Raw genomic sequence first — 16,061 nt, forward strand, 5'->3', positions numbered from 1 at the left:
TCCCTCACTTCGACAGGTTGATTTTGCGGAAACCGTCGCGGGCGAAGAAGGCCACGCGATCCTCGTCCAGGGCGAGTCCGAGGCCCGGGCCATTTGGAACGGTCAGTTCGAACTCGCTGTAGTCCAGCGGCGTTTCCAGTATCTCTTCCGTCAGCAGCAAAGGACCGAAAAGTTCCGTCCCCCATTGCAGGTTCGCGAACGTGGAAAAGACGTGGGCCGAGGCCACGGTGCCCACGGCGCCTTCGAGCATCGTTCCGCCATAAAGGGCGATCCCGGCGGCATCCGCGATAGCGGCCACGCGCTGCGCGCCGTAAAGGCCGCCGCTTTGCTCGATCTTGACGGCAAAGACGTCCGCGCCGTCGGCGCGGGCGACGGCGAAGGCGGACTCGGGGCCGTGCAGTGATTCGTCAGCCATCAAAGCGACCGGGAAGCGGCGCATCAACCGTCCAAGAGCCGCCGCCGAAGCGACGGGTTGCTCCACCAACTCACATCCTGCATCGGCGAGAGCGGCGAGGCCGAAGGCCGCGTCGCCCTCGCTCCAGGCCATGTTGACGTCCACGCGGACCGCCCCACGATCGCCCAAGGCCCGCTTGATGGCGGCCACATGGGCGATATCTTCGCGGATCGGCTTGGCGCCGATCTTCAGCTTGAAGATCCGGTGCCGGCGCAAATCCAGCATCCGCTCCGCCTCGTCGATGTCCCGCGCGGTGTCGCCCGAAGCCAGGGTCCATGCCACCGGCAGTCGATCGCGCTGCCGCCCGCCCAGCAACTCGCTGATCGGCACGCCAAGCCGCTTGCCCTGCGCGTCCAGCAGCGCCGTCTCCACGGCGCTTTTGGCAAAACGGTTTTCCTTCACCATCTTGCCAAGGCGCGCCATCAGGGCCTGCACCCGCGTTGCATCCTGCCCAGCCATCACGGGGGCGAAATAGGTGTCAATCGACAGCTTCATGCCTTCGGGGCTTTCGCCGCCATAGGCCAGACCGCCGATGGTCGTCCCTTCGCCCACGCCAACGATGCCGTCGCTGCAATGGATCCGTACCAGCATCAGCGTCTGGCCGTTCATCGTCGCCACGGAAAGCTTGTGCGGCCGGATCGTCGGAAGATCGACGAGCACGGTCTCCACCCGCTCCACGACGGGCGACAGGATGTGGCTCGAGGCCTGGGGATGAAATGTCTTATTCATGTCACACAAGGTGCAGGACAGGACCGCTTGTGTCTAAGACAATTTGGGTAGAGTATCATACCCGCAGGGTATTCAAGCTGGCTGCGCCACAGTCCTTTCGGAAAGCCAGCCCTGTTCTACGCAGTGCCCGTCTGTCCGCCGCACAGTCACATGCAGGTATGGTATGGATCTTCGCCAACTCCGGTACTTCATCGCGGTCGCGCGGGAACGGAACTTCACGCGCGCGGCCGAAGCCCTTCACATGGCCCAGCCACCGCTGAGCCGCCAGATCCAGCTGCTGGAGGAAGAGCTGGGCGTTCCCCTTCTGCACCGCAAAAGCCGGCCCGTCCGCCTGACGGATGCCGGTCGCCTGTTCTACGAGCAGGCGCTTCAGATCCTCAGCCGGGTGGAGCAGATGCAGGCTGCCACCCGCCGCATCGGCATGAATCGCAGCAGCGTGCTGTCGATCGGCTTCGTCCCCTCCACCCTCTACGGCGGCCTGCCCCCCCTGGTCCGGAACCTGCGCGAGCTTGCCCCTCATCTCGACATTCAGCTTTTGGAGATGGTATCCGTTCTCCAGCCCTCTGCGCTGAAGGAAGGGCGGATCGACATCGGCTTTGGGCGCCTGCGCAACGCCGATCCGGACATAACCAGCCTGGTCCTTCGCGAGGAGCGGCTTTGCGTCGCCATCCCCTGGGGCGACGCCCTTGCGCAGGACAACACGCCGCTGCCGTTTGAGGCCCTCTCGGGCCAAAGGCTCATCGTCTATCCGAAAGAGCCGCGGCCAAGCTATGCGGACCAAGTCCTGAACATCCTTCACGATCACAAGATCCCCTTGCGGGAGGTGCAGGAGGTGCGCGAGATCCAGACCGCCCTGGGACTCGTCGCAGCGGCGGCGGGGCTTTGTATCATCCCGGCTTCGGCAAGGCAGATGCGATCCGATGTGCATTATCGCGCCCTTGCCCACGAACATGCGACATCGCCAGTGATCCTCAGTCATCGCATGGGCGACAGTTCCCCGTTGATTGAGCTCGTCAAACAGCAGATCCGAAAGATGCACGCCGAAAACCCGCCTTGGCTGGACTTCAGCAAAAGCATCACGGTCCAGAAGTCACCCTAATTGCAGGCCGCAGAAGGACCCCGTCTTCTGCGGTAACCTGGATATTGGCTTACCCCGAAGAGTGAGGTGAACGGGCCGCGATTGGTCGCGTGGACCGCTTTGCATCGGCGGCTCATCTGTCGGCCTACCTGGGGCTGCACCCGAGCGTGCGGCAATCGGGTGATGGCCCGGCTTATCACGGACGGATCATCCCTCCTATAAATCCGGCACGACCATGGTATCAGATCAATACTTGAACAGAGCGTGACACGAGCCCCGGCCGTTGGATGGATAGCTGCAGGCTATGGTGTGGCGGCGCGGAGGTCTGCGCTCATCTCGGGGTTCAGGGCGGTTTTGGCACAACCTGACTGATGATTTGCCGTGGACCGGCCCCCTACCCTGCGATCGGAAAACGCGACACCATCCCGTGCAGGGCGCAGGGCGATGTCACGCAAGCTGTTGTCAGATCGAAAGCTCGCGGCGCACGATGTCGGCACCGGCGCTCAGCGCGGTCAGCTTTCCTCGGGCCACGCGCCGGGACAAGGGGGCCATGCCGCAATTGGTGCATGGATAAAGCTTGTCCGCATCCACGAACTGAAGCGCCTTCCGCAGGATGTCGGCGACTTCTTCGGGCGTCTCGATGGCGTCCGTTGCCACGTCAATGGCCCCAACCATCACCTTCTTGCCGCGAAGAAGCTCGATCAGGTCCATCGGAACGCGGGAATGCTGACATTCCAGCGAAATCATGTCGATCGAGGATTTCTGCAGCTTGGGGAAGACTTCCTCATATTGCCGCCATTCTGCGCCAAGGGTCTTCTTCCAGTCGGTGTTAGCCTTGATGCCGTAACCATAGCAGATGTGGACGGCGGTTTCGCATCGAAGGCCTTCCGCGGCCTTCTCCAAGGCTGCGATCCCCCAATCGTTCACCTCGTCGAAGAAGACGTTGAACGCGGGCTCGTCGAACTGGATGATATCGACGCCGGCCGCTTCCAGTTCCCGCGCCTCCTGGTTGAGGATCCTGGCAAATTCCCAAGCCAGTTTTTCCCGGCTCTTGTAATGGGCGTCGTAAAGCGTGTCGATCATGGTCATCGGACCCGGCAAGGCCCATTTGATGGGTCGGTCGGTTTGGGCTCGCAGGAACTTCGCATCTTCCACGAAGACCGGTTTCTGGCGGGACACGGCGCCAGCCACCGTCGGGACGCTCGCATCGTAGCGGTTACGGATGCGGACGGTTTCACGTTTTTCGAAGTCCACGCCGTCCAGATGCTCGATGAACGTCGTGACGAAATGCTGGCGCGTCTGCTCGCCATCGCTGACGATGTCGATGCCGGCCTGTTGCTGGTCGTTCAGAACCACGCGCAGCGCATCCTGCTTGCCTTCGACCAGTTCATCCCCCTGCAGCTTCCACGGCGACCAGAGCGTTTCCGGCTGCGCGAGCCAGGATGGTTTGGGCAGACTGCCTGCAGTCGAGGTGGGCAAAAGTTTCTTCATGGGTGGTGACCTTGTCTTTCCAGTGGATCAGGCGGCGTATTGGGCGGACCATTGCGCGAGGATGTCCCGGTAGGGCGTCATGAAATTCTCCTCGGCGAATTTCCCCTGTTCGACGGCCAGCCGGCTGCGTTCGTCCCGATCATAAACGATCTGGGTCAACGAGTAGTCCTGGTGCTTCAGGCTGGGGCGATAGCAGGCCCCGGCAGGCGAATTTGCGTTGTAGATTTCGGGACGGTAAATCCGCTGGAAGGTTTCCATCGTGCTGATCGTGCCGATAAGCTCGAGGCTGGAGTAGTCATTGAGCAGATCGCCCGTGAAGTAGAAGGCCAAAGGCGCCACGCTGTTTGGCGGCATGAAATAGCGGACCTGCAACCCCATCTTTTCGAAATACCGATCGGTGGAGGACCGCTCATCCTGACGATACTCCACGCCCAGCACGGGATGAGTGTTCTCGGTCCGGTGGTAGGTCCGGCTGCTCGACACGCTCAGACATATGACGGGCGGTTTTTTGAATTCGTTTTTGTAGGATGCGGAATTCAGGAAGCACTTGAACAGGTTTCCGTGCAGGTCGCCGAAATCGTCTGGCAGGCTAAAATGGGGCTGGCCTGCATTGTGCCGCGGCAGGACCACGCTAAAATCATAATCCCTCACATAGGACGAGAAGTTGTTTCCCGCGATGCCGTCGATCCGCTTGCCGGTCTTCCGGTCAAGGATGGTCGGCTTCAATATCTCGATCAACGGGAATGCGTCGACGCGGCTTCCGTCGCCGATGCTGATCTCGGCCGAGACGATCTCGAGCTCGACGGCGTAGCGATCGCCGTTCGGATTGTCCCAGTGCGCGAGCGCGTTGAAGCGGTTGTCGATCATCTGGAACGCGTTGCGCAGATTCTCCCGCCGCCGTTCCCCGCGGGCCAGATTGGCAAAGTTGGTCGTGGCGCGCGTATTCTCCGAAGGACGATAATTCTCGTCGAACCGAAGGCTCCTGATCGTGTATGCGAGGTCTCTTCTCATCCTGACATGCCTTTAGAGCGGCCTGAAACGACAAGCCGGGAAAACGATTTGGCTCCCCGCGACTGGGGTCGCGAGGCGGCGATGTCACCTTGCGGATGGGCCGCTCCCGACGCGCCCACCGCGGCCGGAACAGGTGATCGATCAAAGCAGGTTTCCTGACTTGCGGGTCATCACCTTGCCCGGCCTTCCCGGTGCGACATCCGCATCAGTGGCTTTTCGGGCAGGCTTTCCGCCTACAGTTGCGGGGGCAGTTCCGGATTTGGCGAGGCCTTGCCGGATTCCCTTTTACCCGGAGCATCCCCCGGCACCTTGATCTGATGGCAAAATCCAACGTAACGGCCCGCATGTCAACGAGACGGCCTCGTAGAAAATTTCATGTTTATTATGAGGATGACGAAGGTTTCACGTGAGCATGGCAACGGCCTGTCAGGCTTATGAGCTTTCAACGCCTGCGAGGCGGACAGGCTTGCGGTTTCCAAACGCCGTTTGTGGCTGAACTGGGCTCTACCGTGCAATATGGCGCAGCCGCCGTGGACTGCTTGGGCATCTTTCCACCCCAACGCGAGCTTCTAATTTTTTAACGAAGGTCTGGCTACGGCAATTTGCCTCCACGTTGATGATAACAAGCTCGCAGGCAAACAGCACGGAATGGGTTGATAGGCTCCACATTCTGAGAGGCTGTCGCCGCCTTCTCCACCAAGGAAACCAAGGCGCGTGTGTGATCTTGTCGTGGCACAGTCCGCAAGCGGATCCCGCAGGCCGGAGGTACAAGAACGACTTCCACAGCCAATACGATGTCGCAACCTTGGCCTGTCTTGCTGCGCGCGACAAGATGAAGCGCGAAGGTTCTACATTTTTGATCGTGGACTCGGCCATATCTGCCGCCGCAGGCACCTCACCACCGGCCTGCGCAAATGCGCGGGCGGCAGGCCCGTATGCCGGGAAAAGGCCATGCTGAAGGCGCTGGCCGAGGCGTAGCCCACGCGGGCGGACGATCTCCGCGTTCTTCAAGCCGCCCTGCAGCAGCATGTCCTTGGCCCATGCCATCCGCCGGGCGGTCACGTATTCCATGGGTGCCATGCCGACCTCGCGTCGGAAGCGTTGGAAGAAGACCGATCGCGGCAGACCCGCATCGCGCGCCAGATCCGGAACGGACAGCCTGTCCTCCCGACCCGCATGGATCCGCCGCAAGGCCGTTGCAAAGCGGGGGTCGGCGAGCCGTCGCAGCAACCCCGGCGGCGGCACGGCCGCATGCGGCCTCGTGCGGAGCGCGTCGATCAGCAACACTTCCAGCAGTCGGTGCAGCACCATCTCCCGAACCGGGCGATTGGCCTGCAACTCGTCGTGGATCATCTGCACCAGCGCTGTCAGCCGGCCCATCACACAGACATGAAGGACGGCGGGCAGCAGCGAGACGAGCAGGGTCTTGTCCGTCGTCCGGAAGCGGCAATGGCCCACAAGGACGCACACGGTCGTGACGTCCTCCGGTCGACCCGGACGGAAGGTACCGGGCGCCGTCATCACCCGCAGGACGGGTGCATCCGACGGCAGGGTGTCCGGCCCGAACATGCTGAAGGTGCAGGTTTCCGGCACCAGAACGAAATCCCCTGCCCTGAGATGCAGCGGCACGCCTTCCGGAAGGGACTGCCAGCATTCCCTCTCCACTGCGGCGCAATAGAACGGCGTCTGCATGTCGCGGCGCTCCATCGCCCTCCCCCGGCCTCCACCAGTTTGGAGATCAACGGCGCGGGGCGGATAAGCGCGTCAACCTCGGCAAGGGATCGGGAAAGTGGTCTTGCATAGGAACAGGACCATCACTGAAGTATTGAGGATGTCGAATTATAGATCGTCCGGTGGCCTCCGTCCTTGCACTTCCCGGTCTTCGATCTGGACTTCGGTGGGTTGACGCCCCCTACCCTTGTCGTCTGCAGCCTCCCACTTCACCACGCAGGGCGCGGAGGGGTACGAGGATGCCTATCATGATAGGCCAAGTGCTGAGGCGCTGGTGATCCTTCATGAGATGGATCATCACCTGCCTGAGCGATAGATGTATCTTCCATAACTTATAATTATGCGGTATTATGAGCTATAGAAAAGAGTCCTATAACTCATGCCTTGGAACTGGACACAGGCCGAGTGGCCGAATTTCCACTATGACCGCGCTCCGCTTGAACGTCTGGAGCAGCAATTTCTCGTCGCCTCAGGCGAAATACTCGGTGCCGTCCGCCACGTGTCGGGCGAGGATCGTGAACGTTTGCGCATCGACCTTCTAAGCGAGGAGGCGATGCGAACCAGCGCCATCGAGGGAGAGATGCTGGACCGATCCAGCGTCCAGTCCTCTTTGCGTCGTCATTTCGGTCTGGGCGTGGACATCGCGTCGGCCAGACCGCGTGAACAAGGTATCGCCGAGATGATGGTCGAGGTTTATTCCGGTTTTGCCGAACCTGTCACGGACGAAAGCCTCTGCCGCTGGCACGGCATGCTTCTGTCGCACGATCGCGGACTTGACATGATTGGCGCTTACCGCAGGCATGATGAGGCGATGCAGATCGTTTCGGGCCGGATCGATCGACAGACAGTGCATTTCGAGGCTCCGCCCTCTGTCCGGGTGCCGGCCGAGATGCGGGCCTTCATCGACTGGTTCAACCGGACGACCCCCGACGGCTTGTCCCCCGTCCCCGCGCTGACACGGGCGGCGCTTGGTCACCTGTGGTTCGAAAGCATCCATCCCTTCGAAGATGGGAATGGACGCATCGGCCGCGCCTTGGCCGAGAAGTCTCTTGCTCAGAACATCGGCCAGCCCAGCCTGATCGCCTTGGCCTACACGATCGAACGCGACCGACGGCGTTACTACGACCTGCTCGAAACCCATCAGAAGACCCTTGACGTCACCCCTTGGATCCTCTGGTTCGGCGAAGCCGTCCTCGAGGCCCAGCAGGTGACGCTTGCGCGGGTCGCGTTCCTGATTGCCAAGGCGAAGTTCTATGATGTCCACCGGGCCCACCTGAACCCACGTCAGGCAAAGGTGGTCGAACGGCTGTTTCGGGCAGGCCCGGACGGATTCGAAGGTGGCTTGAGTGCGGAAAATTACATAGCAATCACCGGCACGTCGCGCGCCACCACGACGCGGGATTTGCAGGATCTTGTGGAAAGGGGTGCCCTGACCCGGACGGGTGAACGGCGGCACACACGCTATCGCCTGCCGATCTGAGCGGAAAACTTTTCACTTGGGTAGACCGCAACAAATTTCCGCCCGTCTGGCTGTTCTTGAAGACGCTTGGTTGTTCTATGAGTAGTGACTCGCCTCCCCCGAAGGTCCCTCGACTTGATGTAGCTTGCTTCACCAAGGAGGAGCAGACGACATGAGGAGAAGCCGCTTCACCGAGGTGAAGATCATTGGAATGATCAAGGAACAGGAAGCCGGAATGGCGACGGCGGAGGTCTGTCGTCGGCATGGCCTGAGCCCGGCGACGTTCTACAAGCTCAAGGCCAGGTATGGCGGCATGGACGTGTCCGATGGCCGAAGGCTGAGGGCGCTCGAAGACGAGAACGGCAAGCTGAAGCGCCTGCTGGCGCATGCGACGCTCGACAACATCGTGCTGAAAGATCTTCTGGGAAAGCCCTGACGACACCGAAGGTGCGGCGGGAGGCGGTGCTCAGGGCGGCACGGGATCATGCCATCTCGCAACGCCGGGCCTGCGTTCTGGTCGGTGTCGATCCGAAGACGGTGCGGCGCGAGCGTCCGCCCGACAACCCGGATATCCGCAAGGCCATGCAGAAGATCGCGGCGCTGCGCCGCCGGTTCGGCTATCGGCGGATCGGTCTGCTTGCTGGAGCGCAAGGGCATGCCGATGAACCCGAAGAAACTTTATCGGCTCTACCGTGAGGATGGGTTATCGGTCAGACGCAAGCGCGCTCGAGGTACACGCACACCGAGGCCGCATGCTCTGATGCCGAACCAGCGCTGGTCGCTGGAGTTCGGTTCTGCTGAACACGGCACGTCAAATTCTGGGCCGGTCCTGACAGGCAGGGTCCCGACCGGGAACCTCCGTGCCGGGACCCTTGTTGAACGTGAACCAGGAGGAGGTTGCCATGACTGTCACAGAAGCCAGACTGTTCGCTGTCATCACCGGGGGGTCAAGCGGCATCGGTCTGGAACTGGCGCGCCAGTTTCTGGGAACGGGCATGACGTTCTGATTACCGCAGAGAATCAGGGCCATCTGGAAGCCGCCGCTGCCGCGCTCTCAAGCGAACAGGGTACAATCGCGACTCATGCCAGCGATCTGTCGACGGAAGAGGGGTGCAGAGCCTGTAGGATGCCCTGAGCGGCCGGAACGTCGATGTCCTGTGCCTGAACGCCGGCGTCGGTCTGGGCGGCCCGTTCTCGGAAACCGACCTTGGACACGAGCTCCAGATGATCGATCTCAACATCCTTGGGACGGTCCATCTGACGAAGCTGGTGCTCCGCGACATGCTCAGGAGAAACACCGGAAAGCTGCTCTTCACGTCCTCCATCGCGGCCAGCCACCCGACCCCCTTCGAGGTCATGTGGTAGAGGAGGGAAGATGGCTTGGGCATGCAGCAAGGCTAACACCTCGTCCGAGCCAGACAGACTCATCCTAAACCCGATCCACCAGATGCAGGAACTGAACACCTAAATCACCGATGGTGCCACGCTGGTGAACCATACCTCCGGTCCCGCTTTGATGGTTAAGCACACTGAAGACGTCATGGCGATCATAGGCTTTCACGCATCCCACGAACAGCGCGCCTTCATCGAAACCTTCGGTGCTCGCGTTCCGCCGGAGTTCACCTAGGGTCAGGATGCATCGATTTGCGTTGCGCTGCGTGATTCACGGCTGCGAAAGCGGAGCAGCATAAGTAGACAAAAGAAAACGCTCGTCAGGGGATTAACGACTGTCTCCGCTACGTCTGAAGCATATGAACGCCGATATCCAAAGCCTCCTGCACCTTCTTCCCCGCTTGCGCCGTTATGCGCAGGTGCTGACGAAGAATGTCCACGATGCCGAAGATCTCGTGCAGGAAACACTTCTGAAAGCCCATCGTCACGCCGACCGGCCCCCACGCCCCGAAGCGGGCGCAGGGTGGTTGATGTCGGCCCTGCACAACACCTTCATCGATCAGTACCGGTCGCGCCGCGCGTCCCGCCGCCGTGAGACCGACTTCTTCCAGTTGATGCCGCAGGTCACCGACGCCCCACAAGAGATGGTCGTGCGTCTGGCGCAGTTGCGGCGCCACCTGCTGGACCTGCCGCTGGAGCAGCGCGAAGCCCTGCACCTCGTGGCGATCGAGGAGCTGAGCTATGGCGAAGCTGCGGCCTTGCTGGGCATCCCCCAAGGGACGCTCATGTCCCGCCTGTCGCGCGCCCGTGCCGCGCTGAAACGCATGGAAGACGAACCCCGCATCTATGTCGTAGGAGAGCGCGATGTTTCATGATGTGACGCCCGAGGATCTGACCGCTTACGTGGACGACCAGCTTGACCCTTGGCAGAAGGTCGCGGTGGAGGATTGGCTTGCGCGTCATCCGAAGGAGGCGGCCGGGGTCATGGCGGATCTGCGGTTGCGGAACGAGTTGCGCCTGGCGGTGCCGGTGGCGCAGGGTCCTGATGACCAGCGTCTGGCCCGTGCGCACCTGCGCGCGCGGCGGCGGCAATGGATGACCCGCGCGGGATCCGTGACGGCGCTGGCCGCCTCCATGCTCTTGGCGGTCGGCATAGTCATTGGCCCCTTTGGCATCCATGAGGGGATCGCCGCCTCCCCTCCGCCCACTTTCGTGCAGGGGGCGCTGTCCGCCCGGGATGCCAGCGTGCTGCGTCTGGCCATGGTTTCCGCCCCCGAGGTGTTGCATGTCGATCGGCTGGAACTGCGGGCGATGACCGGCATCGTGGTTCCTGATGTGCCGGAAACCTGGGTGGTCCGGGATGTGCAGATCTTTCCCTCCCCCGAAGGTCCCGGGGTAGAGATGGTGTTCGACACGCCTCTTCATGGCCGCATGTCGATGTTCTCCGTCCGCTCCTCGGAAGAAGCCCGTTACAGCGGATCCCTGCAACGGGGGAGTCTTGGGGTCGCCTGGTTCCGAAAGAACGATGTCGTCTACATCCTGTCGGGCCCCGGCTCCGCGACAACGCTCGACACCACGGCCCGCGACCTCGCCTCCACCCTGTGACCTAGGGTGTACAGTTTCCCCGAAGGGCCCGCTCAAGGCAGACGTTGGTCGTGGCCCCCTCTCTCTCCTTCCGCCAGCAGAAAAAGTTCCGCTATCCGGGAATAGGACGTCGCTTGGTGCCGTCTAAGGGATATGGACAATGTAAGGGAAACCCATGGATACGGCCGGTGTAGGGTCGGGAAGCCACGGCTGACAGGCAGGGAACGTGTGGCAGGAGGGGCCACGGCCGTTCCCGACCCAGCACGTCCGGTCCTGCAAGACACCCGACCGCCTGTGCAGGCGTTCCGCATCCCGTCTGAAGGCGCCTCAGGATGAACCACGATCGTCACCGTCTTGCCTTTGTGGCGGAGGAGCGTTCCTTCCACCTGACGGCTCTTGCCCTTGACGCCGCATTGGCCGGTTCTCCCCGCGTGAAAAGGGTGATGTTTGTCGGGATGTCCTTGCAAGATGACAGCCTCCGTGAGGCGAGAGACATCGCCGCGCGCCATGAGGCGCATCTGGAGGACCATTCGGTGGATGGCCCGCCCGTGGCCGCAGGCTCCACCCCTCTTGCCCTTTCGACGCTGGTGCATCTGCTTTCAAGAGCCGAGCGGGTGGACCGCCTTCTTTACCTTTGCCCCGGGGCCATAGTGACGGGAGACCTTTCGCCGCTGTTATCCCTCGATTTACGTGACAAGGTGATTGCAGGTGCGCGCGATCCGGAGAAGGTAAAGCTCGGCTATGACTTCGTACATGGGAAAAACAGCTGGAATGATGTCGAAGGGGTCGCCGGCCTCGTAACCCCGTGGCCGATCCAAAGCTATATCGACACCGGCGTGCTGCTGATCGACTGCGCCGCAATACGCCGTGACGCCGCCCTGCTGAAGAAGATCCACAATCTGGCGGCGGCCGGTGCCTTGGGTCACGATAATCAGGACCGCATCAACCTGCTGTTCAAGGGGCGGATCCTGCACGTGAACCCGGCGTGGAACGCGCCTTGGGGCCACCCTGCCTCCCGCCGAAGCTGGGCAAGGAGATGTGGGTATCGAGGTGAGGAAACGGCCTTCCGAGCCGCAAGGATCGTCCGCTTCGGCACCACCTCTGGTCCACCAGACATGCCTTCCTTGCTGGCTCCGATGCATAAGCAGATGGAGAGAATGGCTTATAAGATGGCGATCCGGTCGTTCCGACTGCGCCATCCAGACCCGGGTTTCCTGTCATCCCTGCGCCTTACATGACGACGAGTTCCCTTCGGCCATGATACTCTTGGTTGGCGGTATGACGCCGCGCCACGGGTCCATAAGACGGATCAAGCCTTGGGCTCCTAAGATATTTCCAAGGAACGTGGTTCACCACCCAGCGTTACCATTCGAATATCAAAGACAAAGGACATCGACATGCTGAAATTCATTGGCGGCACCATGGGCGTCATCTTCCTCATCGGCCTCCTGGTCGTGATCGGTATCTTGTCCCTGATCTTCTGACGCCCTTTCCGATCTCCCTGCTTGACCATCACGAGCTAAGGCTGGCGAAGGCACCGGGGTGCGATCGTGAACCTGAGGGCGGCATGCCAATGCGCCAAAGACTGACCACCGCTCACATGTGGAGCCGTCAAGAGAGCAAAGCATATGAAAACCGAATGACAAGATTACGATGACAGACATCGCCACCGCCACCTCCTGGGAGTTCAAGAAGGAGCTGATGCTTCTGCCGGCCGCGATCGTGGGGCTTGTAGCCTTCCTGTTTGAAGGAGATATCCTTGGCATTGGTGCGGCCGGTGCCCTTGCCGGTGCCGCGTGCCTGATCCTGGCGATCATTGCCGTGTCCGTACGTGTCGCCCACCATGCCGAGGTGCTGGCCGCGAAGGTGGGCGATCCTTATGGCACGATGATCCTGACCCTGTCGGCCGTGATCGTGGAAGTGATCATCCTTGTTATCCTGATGACCGGCAGTTCCTCCCCCACGCTCGCCCGTGACACCATTTTTTCCGCGGTCATGCTGGACATCAACGGCATTTTGGGGCTTGCCGCGCTACTGGGCGGATGGAAATTCGGCGAGCAGGCGTACAATGACGATTCAGGCAAAACCTACGGTGCGATGATCCTCACCGCCATGGGCATCTCCATGGTGGTGCCGGAGTTCATCCCAGAGGCAAAGTGGCATTACTATTCCATCTTCACGATCTTCGCGATGTTCACCCTCTATTGGGTGTTCCTGCGCAACCAGATCGGACAGCACAGCTACTTCTTCAACTATAGCTATCCCGAGAAGCGTCGAACGGGACGACCGAGCCTCAAGGAAGAACCCGTCGCCCCGTCGCTGCTGTTCCTGATCGGCGGCATTTTAATGATTGGGCTTCTGGCCGAGGTTATGTCCGAATTCCTGAACGAGGGCTTGGAAGCCGTGAACGCCCCCCTTGCACTCGCGGCCCTGGTGGTTGCCACCATGTCAGCCGCACCCGAAATTCTGACCGCGCTACGGGCGGCGCTCGCAAACCGGATGCAAGTCGTGATCAACATCGCCCTAGGGGCCTCGCTTTCCACGGTGATCCTGACGGTGCCCGTGATTGAAGGAATTGCACTGTTCACGGGCCAGCCCATCGTCATGGCAATGACCCCTGTGCAGACCGTGCTGGCTGCATTGACTTTGATCGTGGCCGCAATCAACCTCAATGACGGAAAGACCAACGCGATCGAGGGGATCACGCATTTCGTCCTGTTCGGAACCTTCCTAGCGCTCTCGTTCCTCGGAGTGGCGGGAGGCTGATTTCGTAAGGTTGCCGAAGAAACATGTTTCCAAAGCTGAACCGAGACTCAGGGGCCGCCCCCTATCCCCTGCGGCTCTGGCTGCCGCGAGGCACGGCCGAGGCAGCATCGTCGCTCAGAAGCGACAGAAGTTCGTCAACAAAAATAAATCCTATCTCCCGAGGGAATCCAGAACATCGGGAACGTTCTAAATACAGTCTTAGGTGGTAAAGAAATGAATGCCTTCATCATGAATCCTGTAGCAAGGATCTCTGGCCGTTGTATGGTGACACCAATTCGCTACAGGCATCATTGAACACCTCTGGCGTGATCGTGCAAAGGCGGGTCGGATGGTTTGATACGCGACGCAGGTTTGGCTTTCTCATCAGCAATGCGTGTCCCGTCGGCATCTTGCTGCACGCCAACACCTTGAGCAACTTCGGTTGGAGCGCGAGCTCCGAAGGCGTGAGATTGATAGTGTGAATCGAGGGCATGAACCGCGGGTTCGAGGTCCGGGAAATCTTTCCCGTCGCCTCGGCGCGGCCCGACCCCTTCTTGACGGGCGGAGGCAACGTTCTCATGTATCGCGAGACACTGAGCGTCTCCCGATGCTGCCGGGTCGGTCAAATGGTTCGACGGCACCAAGGGATATGGCTTGCTAACCCGTTTGGGCGCAGCGAAGACATTTTATTGCATCATCAGGTCCTGCAGGCGGCCGGGGTGAGCGGTCTTGGCCCCGGGGTAGCGGTTGCACTGAGGGTCCTAGAAGGCACCCGCGGATTGATCGCCGTCCAAGTGGTCGCTTGGAGTATAGAAGCGGGTTCGGTGTAGCGTTGAGTTCAGAGCCTACCTTTGCGCGGGCCCTGCACAGTCTTCTGCCTCTTGTCCGCGGACGGGTTGCGGAAGTCCAAGCCTGCAGTCGGTGTGACACCGGCCCCAGACTTCCGCACTCGTAAGGCCGCCACTCGTTAACGACTGCAGCATACAATTTTGTAGATTAACGTAAAGTGACTTTACAACCTGCGAACGCATTTGTGACATGTGCGAGCAGTGTCGACCGGCCGGTGCTACGATGGTCTCCCGACCGCGTTGAGAGAAAGTCCCCTGCCAGAGGGATGTTGCCTGGATCGCCCATCTATGACCGAGACGATTCCATCGACCTCCTCAGGCCACCCTGCAGAACGATATGTCGGCCGGTCCTCAAGGTGCCAGATGGTCGGATGTCATCTCCCGAAGAACATCTACAAAGATCGCAAACCGCTCTTCGCCGACACGGGCTGACCATTCCTTCTCAAGGGCCCGCAGACAAGCGAACATGACCTCGGTGACCTCGTGCCCTTTGGGCGTCAGGTAAATCAGGCGGCGAGTCTCTCCTGCGGGTGTGCGGCGCATGACATAATCAGCGTCCTCCAGCTGCGCGATGAGGTAGTTGAGGGCCTGACGCGAGATATGATTTTGTCGGGCGAGATCCGCGGGGCGAATGCCGGCAGGCAGCGGATAGGCAAAGATAGCAAAATGCTGTTCCTGGAAGGCCGTGAAGCCGGCCTCATGAATCGCCTTCAACATCCGCTCACGCACATCAAGCGAAGCGATGCGCATCAAGGCTGCGAACGTTGGGATGATGAAGCTGGCATCGTCCGTGAGGGGCGCCATCGTTGACATATCCGTATTCTGTCCCCTACCTGTTGCACGAGCAGGTTCACACAAGGGGGCAGAATATGGAAGGTGCGGCGGACGACGTCGTGAGGATCGGCGATCTTGAACTCCATTTCCGGCTGGAAGAACCGGGAGCCACTGTCTTCGTGTTTGTGGTTCCCCCTAACGCTCGGGTTCCGGCTCCTCATTATCATGCTGCCGCGGACGAGTTGATCTACGGACTGTCGGGCCGACTGACGGTCACGTTGGCTGGTCGAAAAACCGAGATAGGCCCTGGTCAGGCGATTTTCATACCGCGTGGCACGGTGCACCATCATGAAAACACCGACACGGAAACGGCGCGTGTTCTGACTTCGATCACGCCCGGCACCATCACTCGCACCTATTTCGAGGAACTGGCAGAGGTCGTGAACGCTCCAGGACGCCCGAACGCGGAAACGATGAAGACCATCATGGCCCGCCATGGTCTGATTGGTGCTTGAGAGTTAGCAGCTAGATCTGCTCCCTCGGGAAGATTGCGCTGTTCCGGAGAAGGCGCTGGCCCAACTTCAGGACCTACAACCTTTCTTACGCTCTGAACATCCGACTCTCCGGCTACTTTGACATGATGTGGTAAGTCAGGAGGTAAGCTAGAAACTTTGCTTGGATCGCGCGCGGTTGCGGCGGGGTGGAACTTGTCCTTGGCGCCGTTCGGGCCGCGCAGGCGCAAGCGGCCGAGGCGCAGGATGCGCT

14 protein-coding genes, 1 pseudogene and 1 riboswitch are annotated in these 16,061 nt (G+C 60.7%); of the genes and pseudogenes, 10 read left to right on the forward strand and 5 right to left on the reverse strand.

The window, feature by feature from the left end; translation table 11 throughout:
• Positions 1-4: 4 nt before the first annotated feature.
• Positions 5-1,183, reverse strand: a complete 1,179-nt coding sequence (locus ACSHZY_RS16295; RefSeq protein ID WP_435170930.1) for a muconate/chloromuconate family cycloisomerase — start codon at positions 1,181-1,183, stop codon at positions 5-7.
• A gap of 163 nt (positions 1,184-1,346) precedes the next feature.
• Between ACSHZY_RS16295 and ACSHZY_RS16300 the strand changes: the two genes are divergently transcribed.
• Positions 1,347-2,282 carry a LysR family transcriptional regulator gene (locus ACSHZY_RS16300; RefSeq protein WP_435170932.1) on the forward strand — a complete coding sequence of 312 codons (936 nt, stop codon included), beginning with the start codon at positions 1,347-1,349 and terminating at the stop codon, positions 2,280-2,282.
• A gap of 80 nt (positions 2,283-2,362) precedes the next feature.
• Entirely contained in the window at positions 2,363-2,518 is a 156-nt protein-coding gene (locus ACSHZY_RS16305) for a transposase (RefSeq protein WP_435170954.1), read from the forward strand.
• Between the two features lie 205 nt (positions 2,519-2,723).
• On the opposite strand, the gene ACSHZY_RS16310 is transcribed toward ACSHZY_RS16305, so the two are convergent.
• From ACSHZY_RS16310 to ACSHZY_RS16320, 3 genes are all read right to left on the reverse strand, one after another.
• Positions 2,724-3,752, reverse strand: a complete 1,029-nt coding sequence (locus ACSHZY_RS16310; protein ID WP_435170934.1) for a methionine synthase — start codon at positions 3,750-3,752, stop codon at positions 2,724-2,726.
• 27 nt (positions 3,753-3,779) lie between these two features.
• Positions 3,780-4,763 carry a DUF1852 domain-containing protein gene (locus ACSHZY_RS16315; protein WP_435170935.1) on the reverse strand — a complete coding sequence of 328 codons (984 nt, stop codon included), beginning with the start codon at positions 4,761-4,763 and terminating at the stop codon, positions 3,780-3,782.
• Between the two features lie 128 nt (positions 4,764-4,891).
• Positions 4,892-5,090, reverse strand: a riboswitch (cobalamin riboswitch).
• A 177-nt stretch (positions 5,091-5,267) separates the two neighbouring features.
• Positions 5,268-6,470, reverse strand: a complete 1,203-nt coding sequence (locus tag ACSHZY_RS16320; RefSeq protein ID WP_435170937.1) for an AraC family transcriptional regulator — start codon at positions 6,468-6,470, stop codon at positions 5,268-5,270.
• A 403-nt stretch (positions 6,471-6,873) separates the two neighbouring features.
• Between ACSHZY_RS16320 and ACSHZY_RS16325 the strand changes: the two genes are divergently transcribed.
• The 7 genes and pseudogenes from ACSHZY_RS16325 (at position 6,874) to ACSHZY_RS16355 (ending at position 13,695) form a co-directional block, all read left to right on the forward strand.
• On the forward strand, positions 6,874-7,974 hold the full coding sequence (locus ACSHZY_RS16325) for a Fic family protein (protein WP_435170939.1): 1,101 nt from the start codon (positions 6,874-6,876) through the stop codon (positions 7,972-7,974).
• A 151-nt stretch (positions 7,975-8,125) separates the two neighbouring features.
• Positions 8,126-8,785 (forward strand): annotated as a pseudogene (locus ACSHZY_RS16330) (transposase); the annotation flags it as partial.
• Between the two features lie 323 nt (positions 8,786-9,108).
• Positions 9,109-9,318, forward strand: a complete 210-nt coding sequence (locus ACSHZY_RS16335; RefSeq protein WP_435170956.1) for an SDR family NAD(P)-dependent oxidoreductase — start codon at positions 9,109-9,111, stop codon at positions 9,316-9,318.
• Between the two features lie 386 nt (positions 9,319-9,704).
• Positions 9,705-10,220 (forward strand): sigma-70 family RNA polymerase sigma factor, encoded by a 516-nt coding sequence (locus ACSHZY_RS16340; protein ID WP_435170940.1) that lies wholly within the window; start codon positions 9,705-9,707, stop codon positions 10,218-10,220.
• Positions 10,210-10,950: an anti-sigma factor family protein gene (locus ACSHZY_RS16345; RefSeq protein WP_435170942.1), complete on the forward strand. Its 741-nt coding sequence runs from the start codon at positions 10,210-10,212 to the stop codon at positions 10,948-10,950. Before ACSHZY_RS16340 ends, ACSHZY_RS16345 begins: the two co-directional genes overlap by 11 nt.
• Positions 10,951-11,261: 311 nt before the next feature.
• Positions 11,262-12,167: a glycosyltransferase gene (locus tag ACSHZY_RS16350; RefSeq protein WP_435170944.1), complete on the forward strand. Its 906-nt coding sequence runs from the start codon at positions 11,262-11,264 to the stop codon at positions 12,165-12,167.
• A gap of 415 nt (positions 12,168-12,582) precedes the next feature.
• Positions 12,583-13,695, forward strand: a complete 1,113-nt coding sequence (locus tag ACSHZY_RS16355; protein ID WP_435170946.1) for a calcium:proton antiporter — start codon at positions 12,583-12,585, stop codon at positions 13,693-13,695.
• Between the two features lie 1,178 nt (positions 13,696-14,873).
• Here ACSHZY_RS16355 and ACSHZY_RS16360 read toward each other — a convergent pair.
• Positions 14,874-15,326 (reverse strand): MarR family winged helix-turn-helix transcriptional regulator, encoded by a 453-nt coding sequence (locus tag ACSHZY_RS16360; RefSeq protein ID WP_435170948.1) that lies wholly within the window; start codon positions 15,324-15,326, stop codon positions 14,874-14,876.
• Between the two features lie 65 nt (positions 15,327-15,391).
• Between ACSHZY_RS16360 and ACSHZY_RS16365 the strand changes: the two genes are divergently transcribed.
• Positions 15,392-15,811 (forward strand): cupin domain-containing protein, encoded by a 420-nt coding sequence (locus ACSHZY_RS16365; RefSeq protein ID WP_435170950.1) that lies wholly within the window; start codon positions 15,392-15,394, stop codon positions 15,809-15,811.
• Positions 15,812-16,061: the final 250 nt, after the last annotated feature.

It is taken from the genome of Falsirhodobacter sp. 1013, from assembly GCF_051195255.1.
GTDB lineage: Bacteria > Pseudomonadota > Alphaproteobacteria > Rhodobacterales > Rhodobacteraceae > Falsirhodobacter.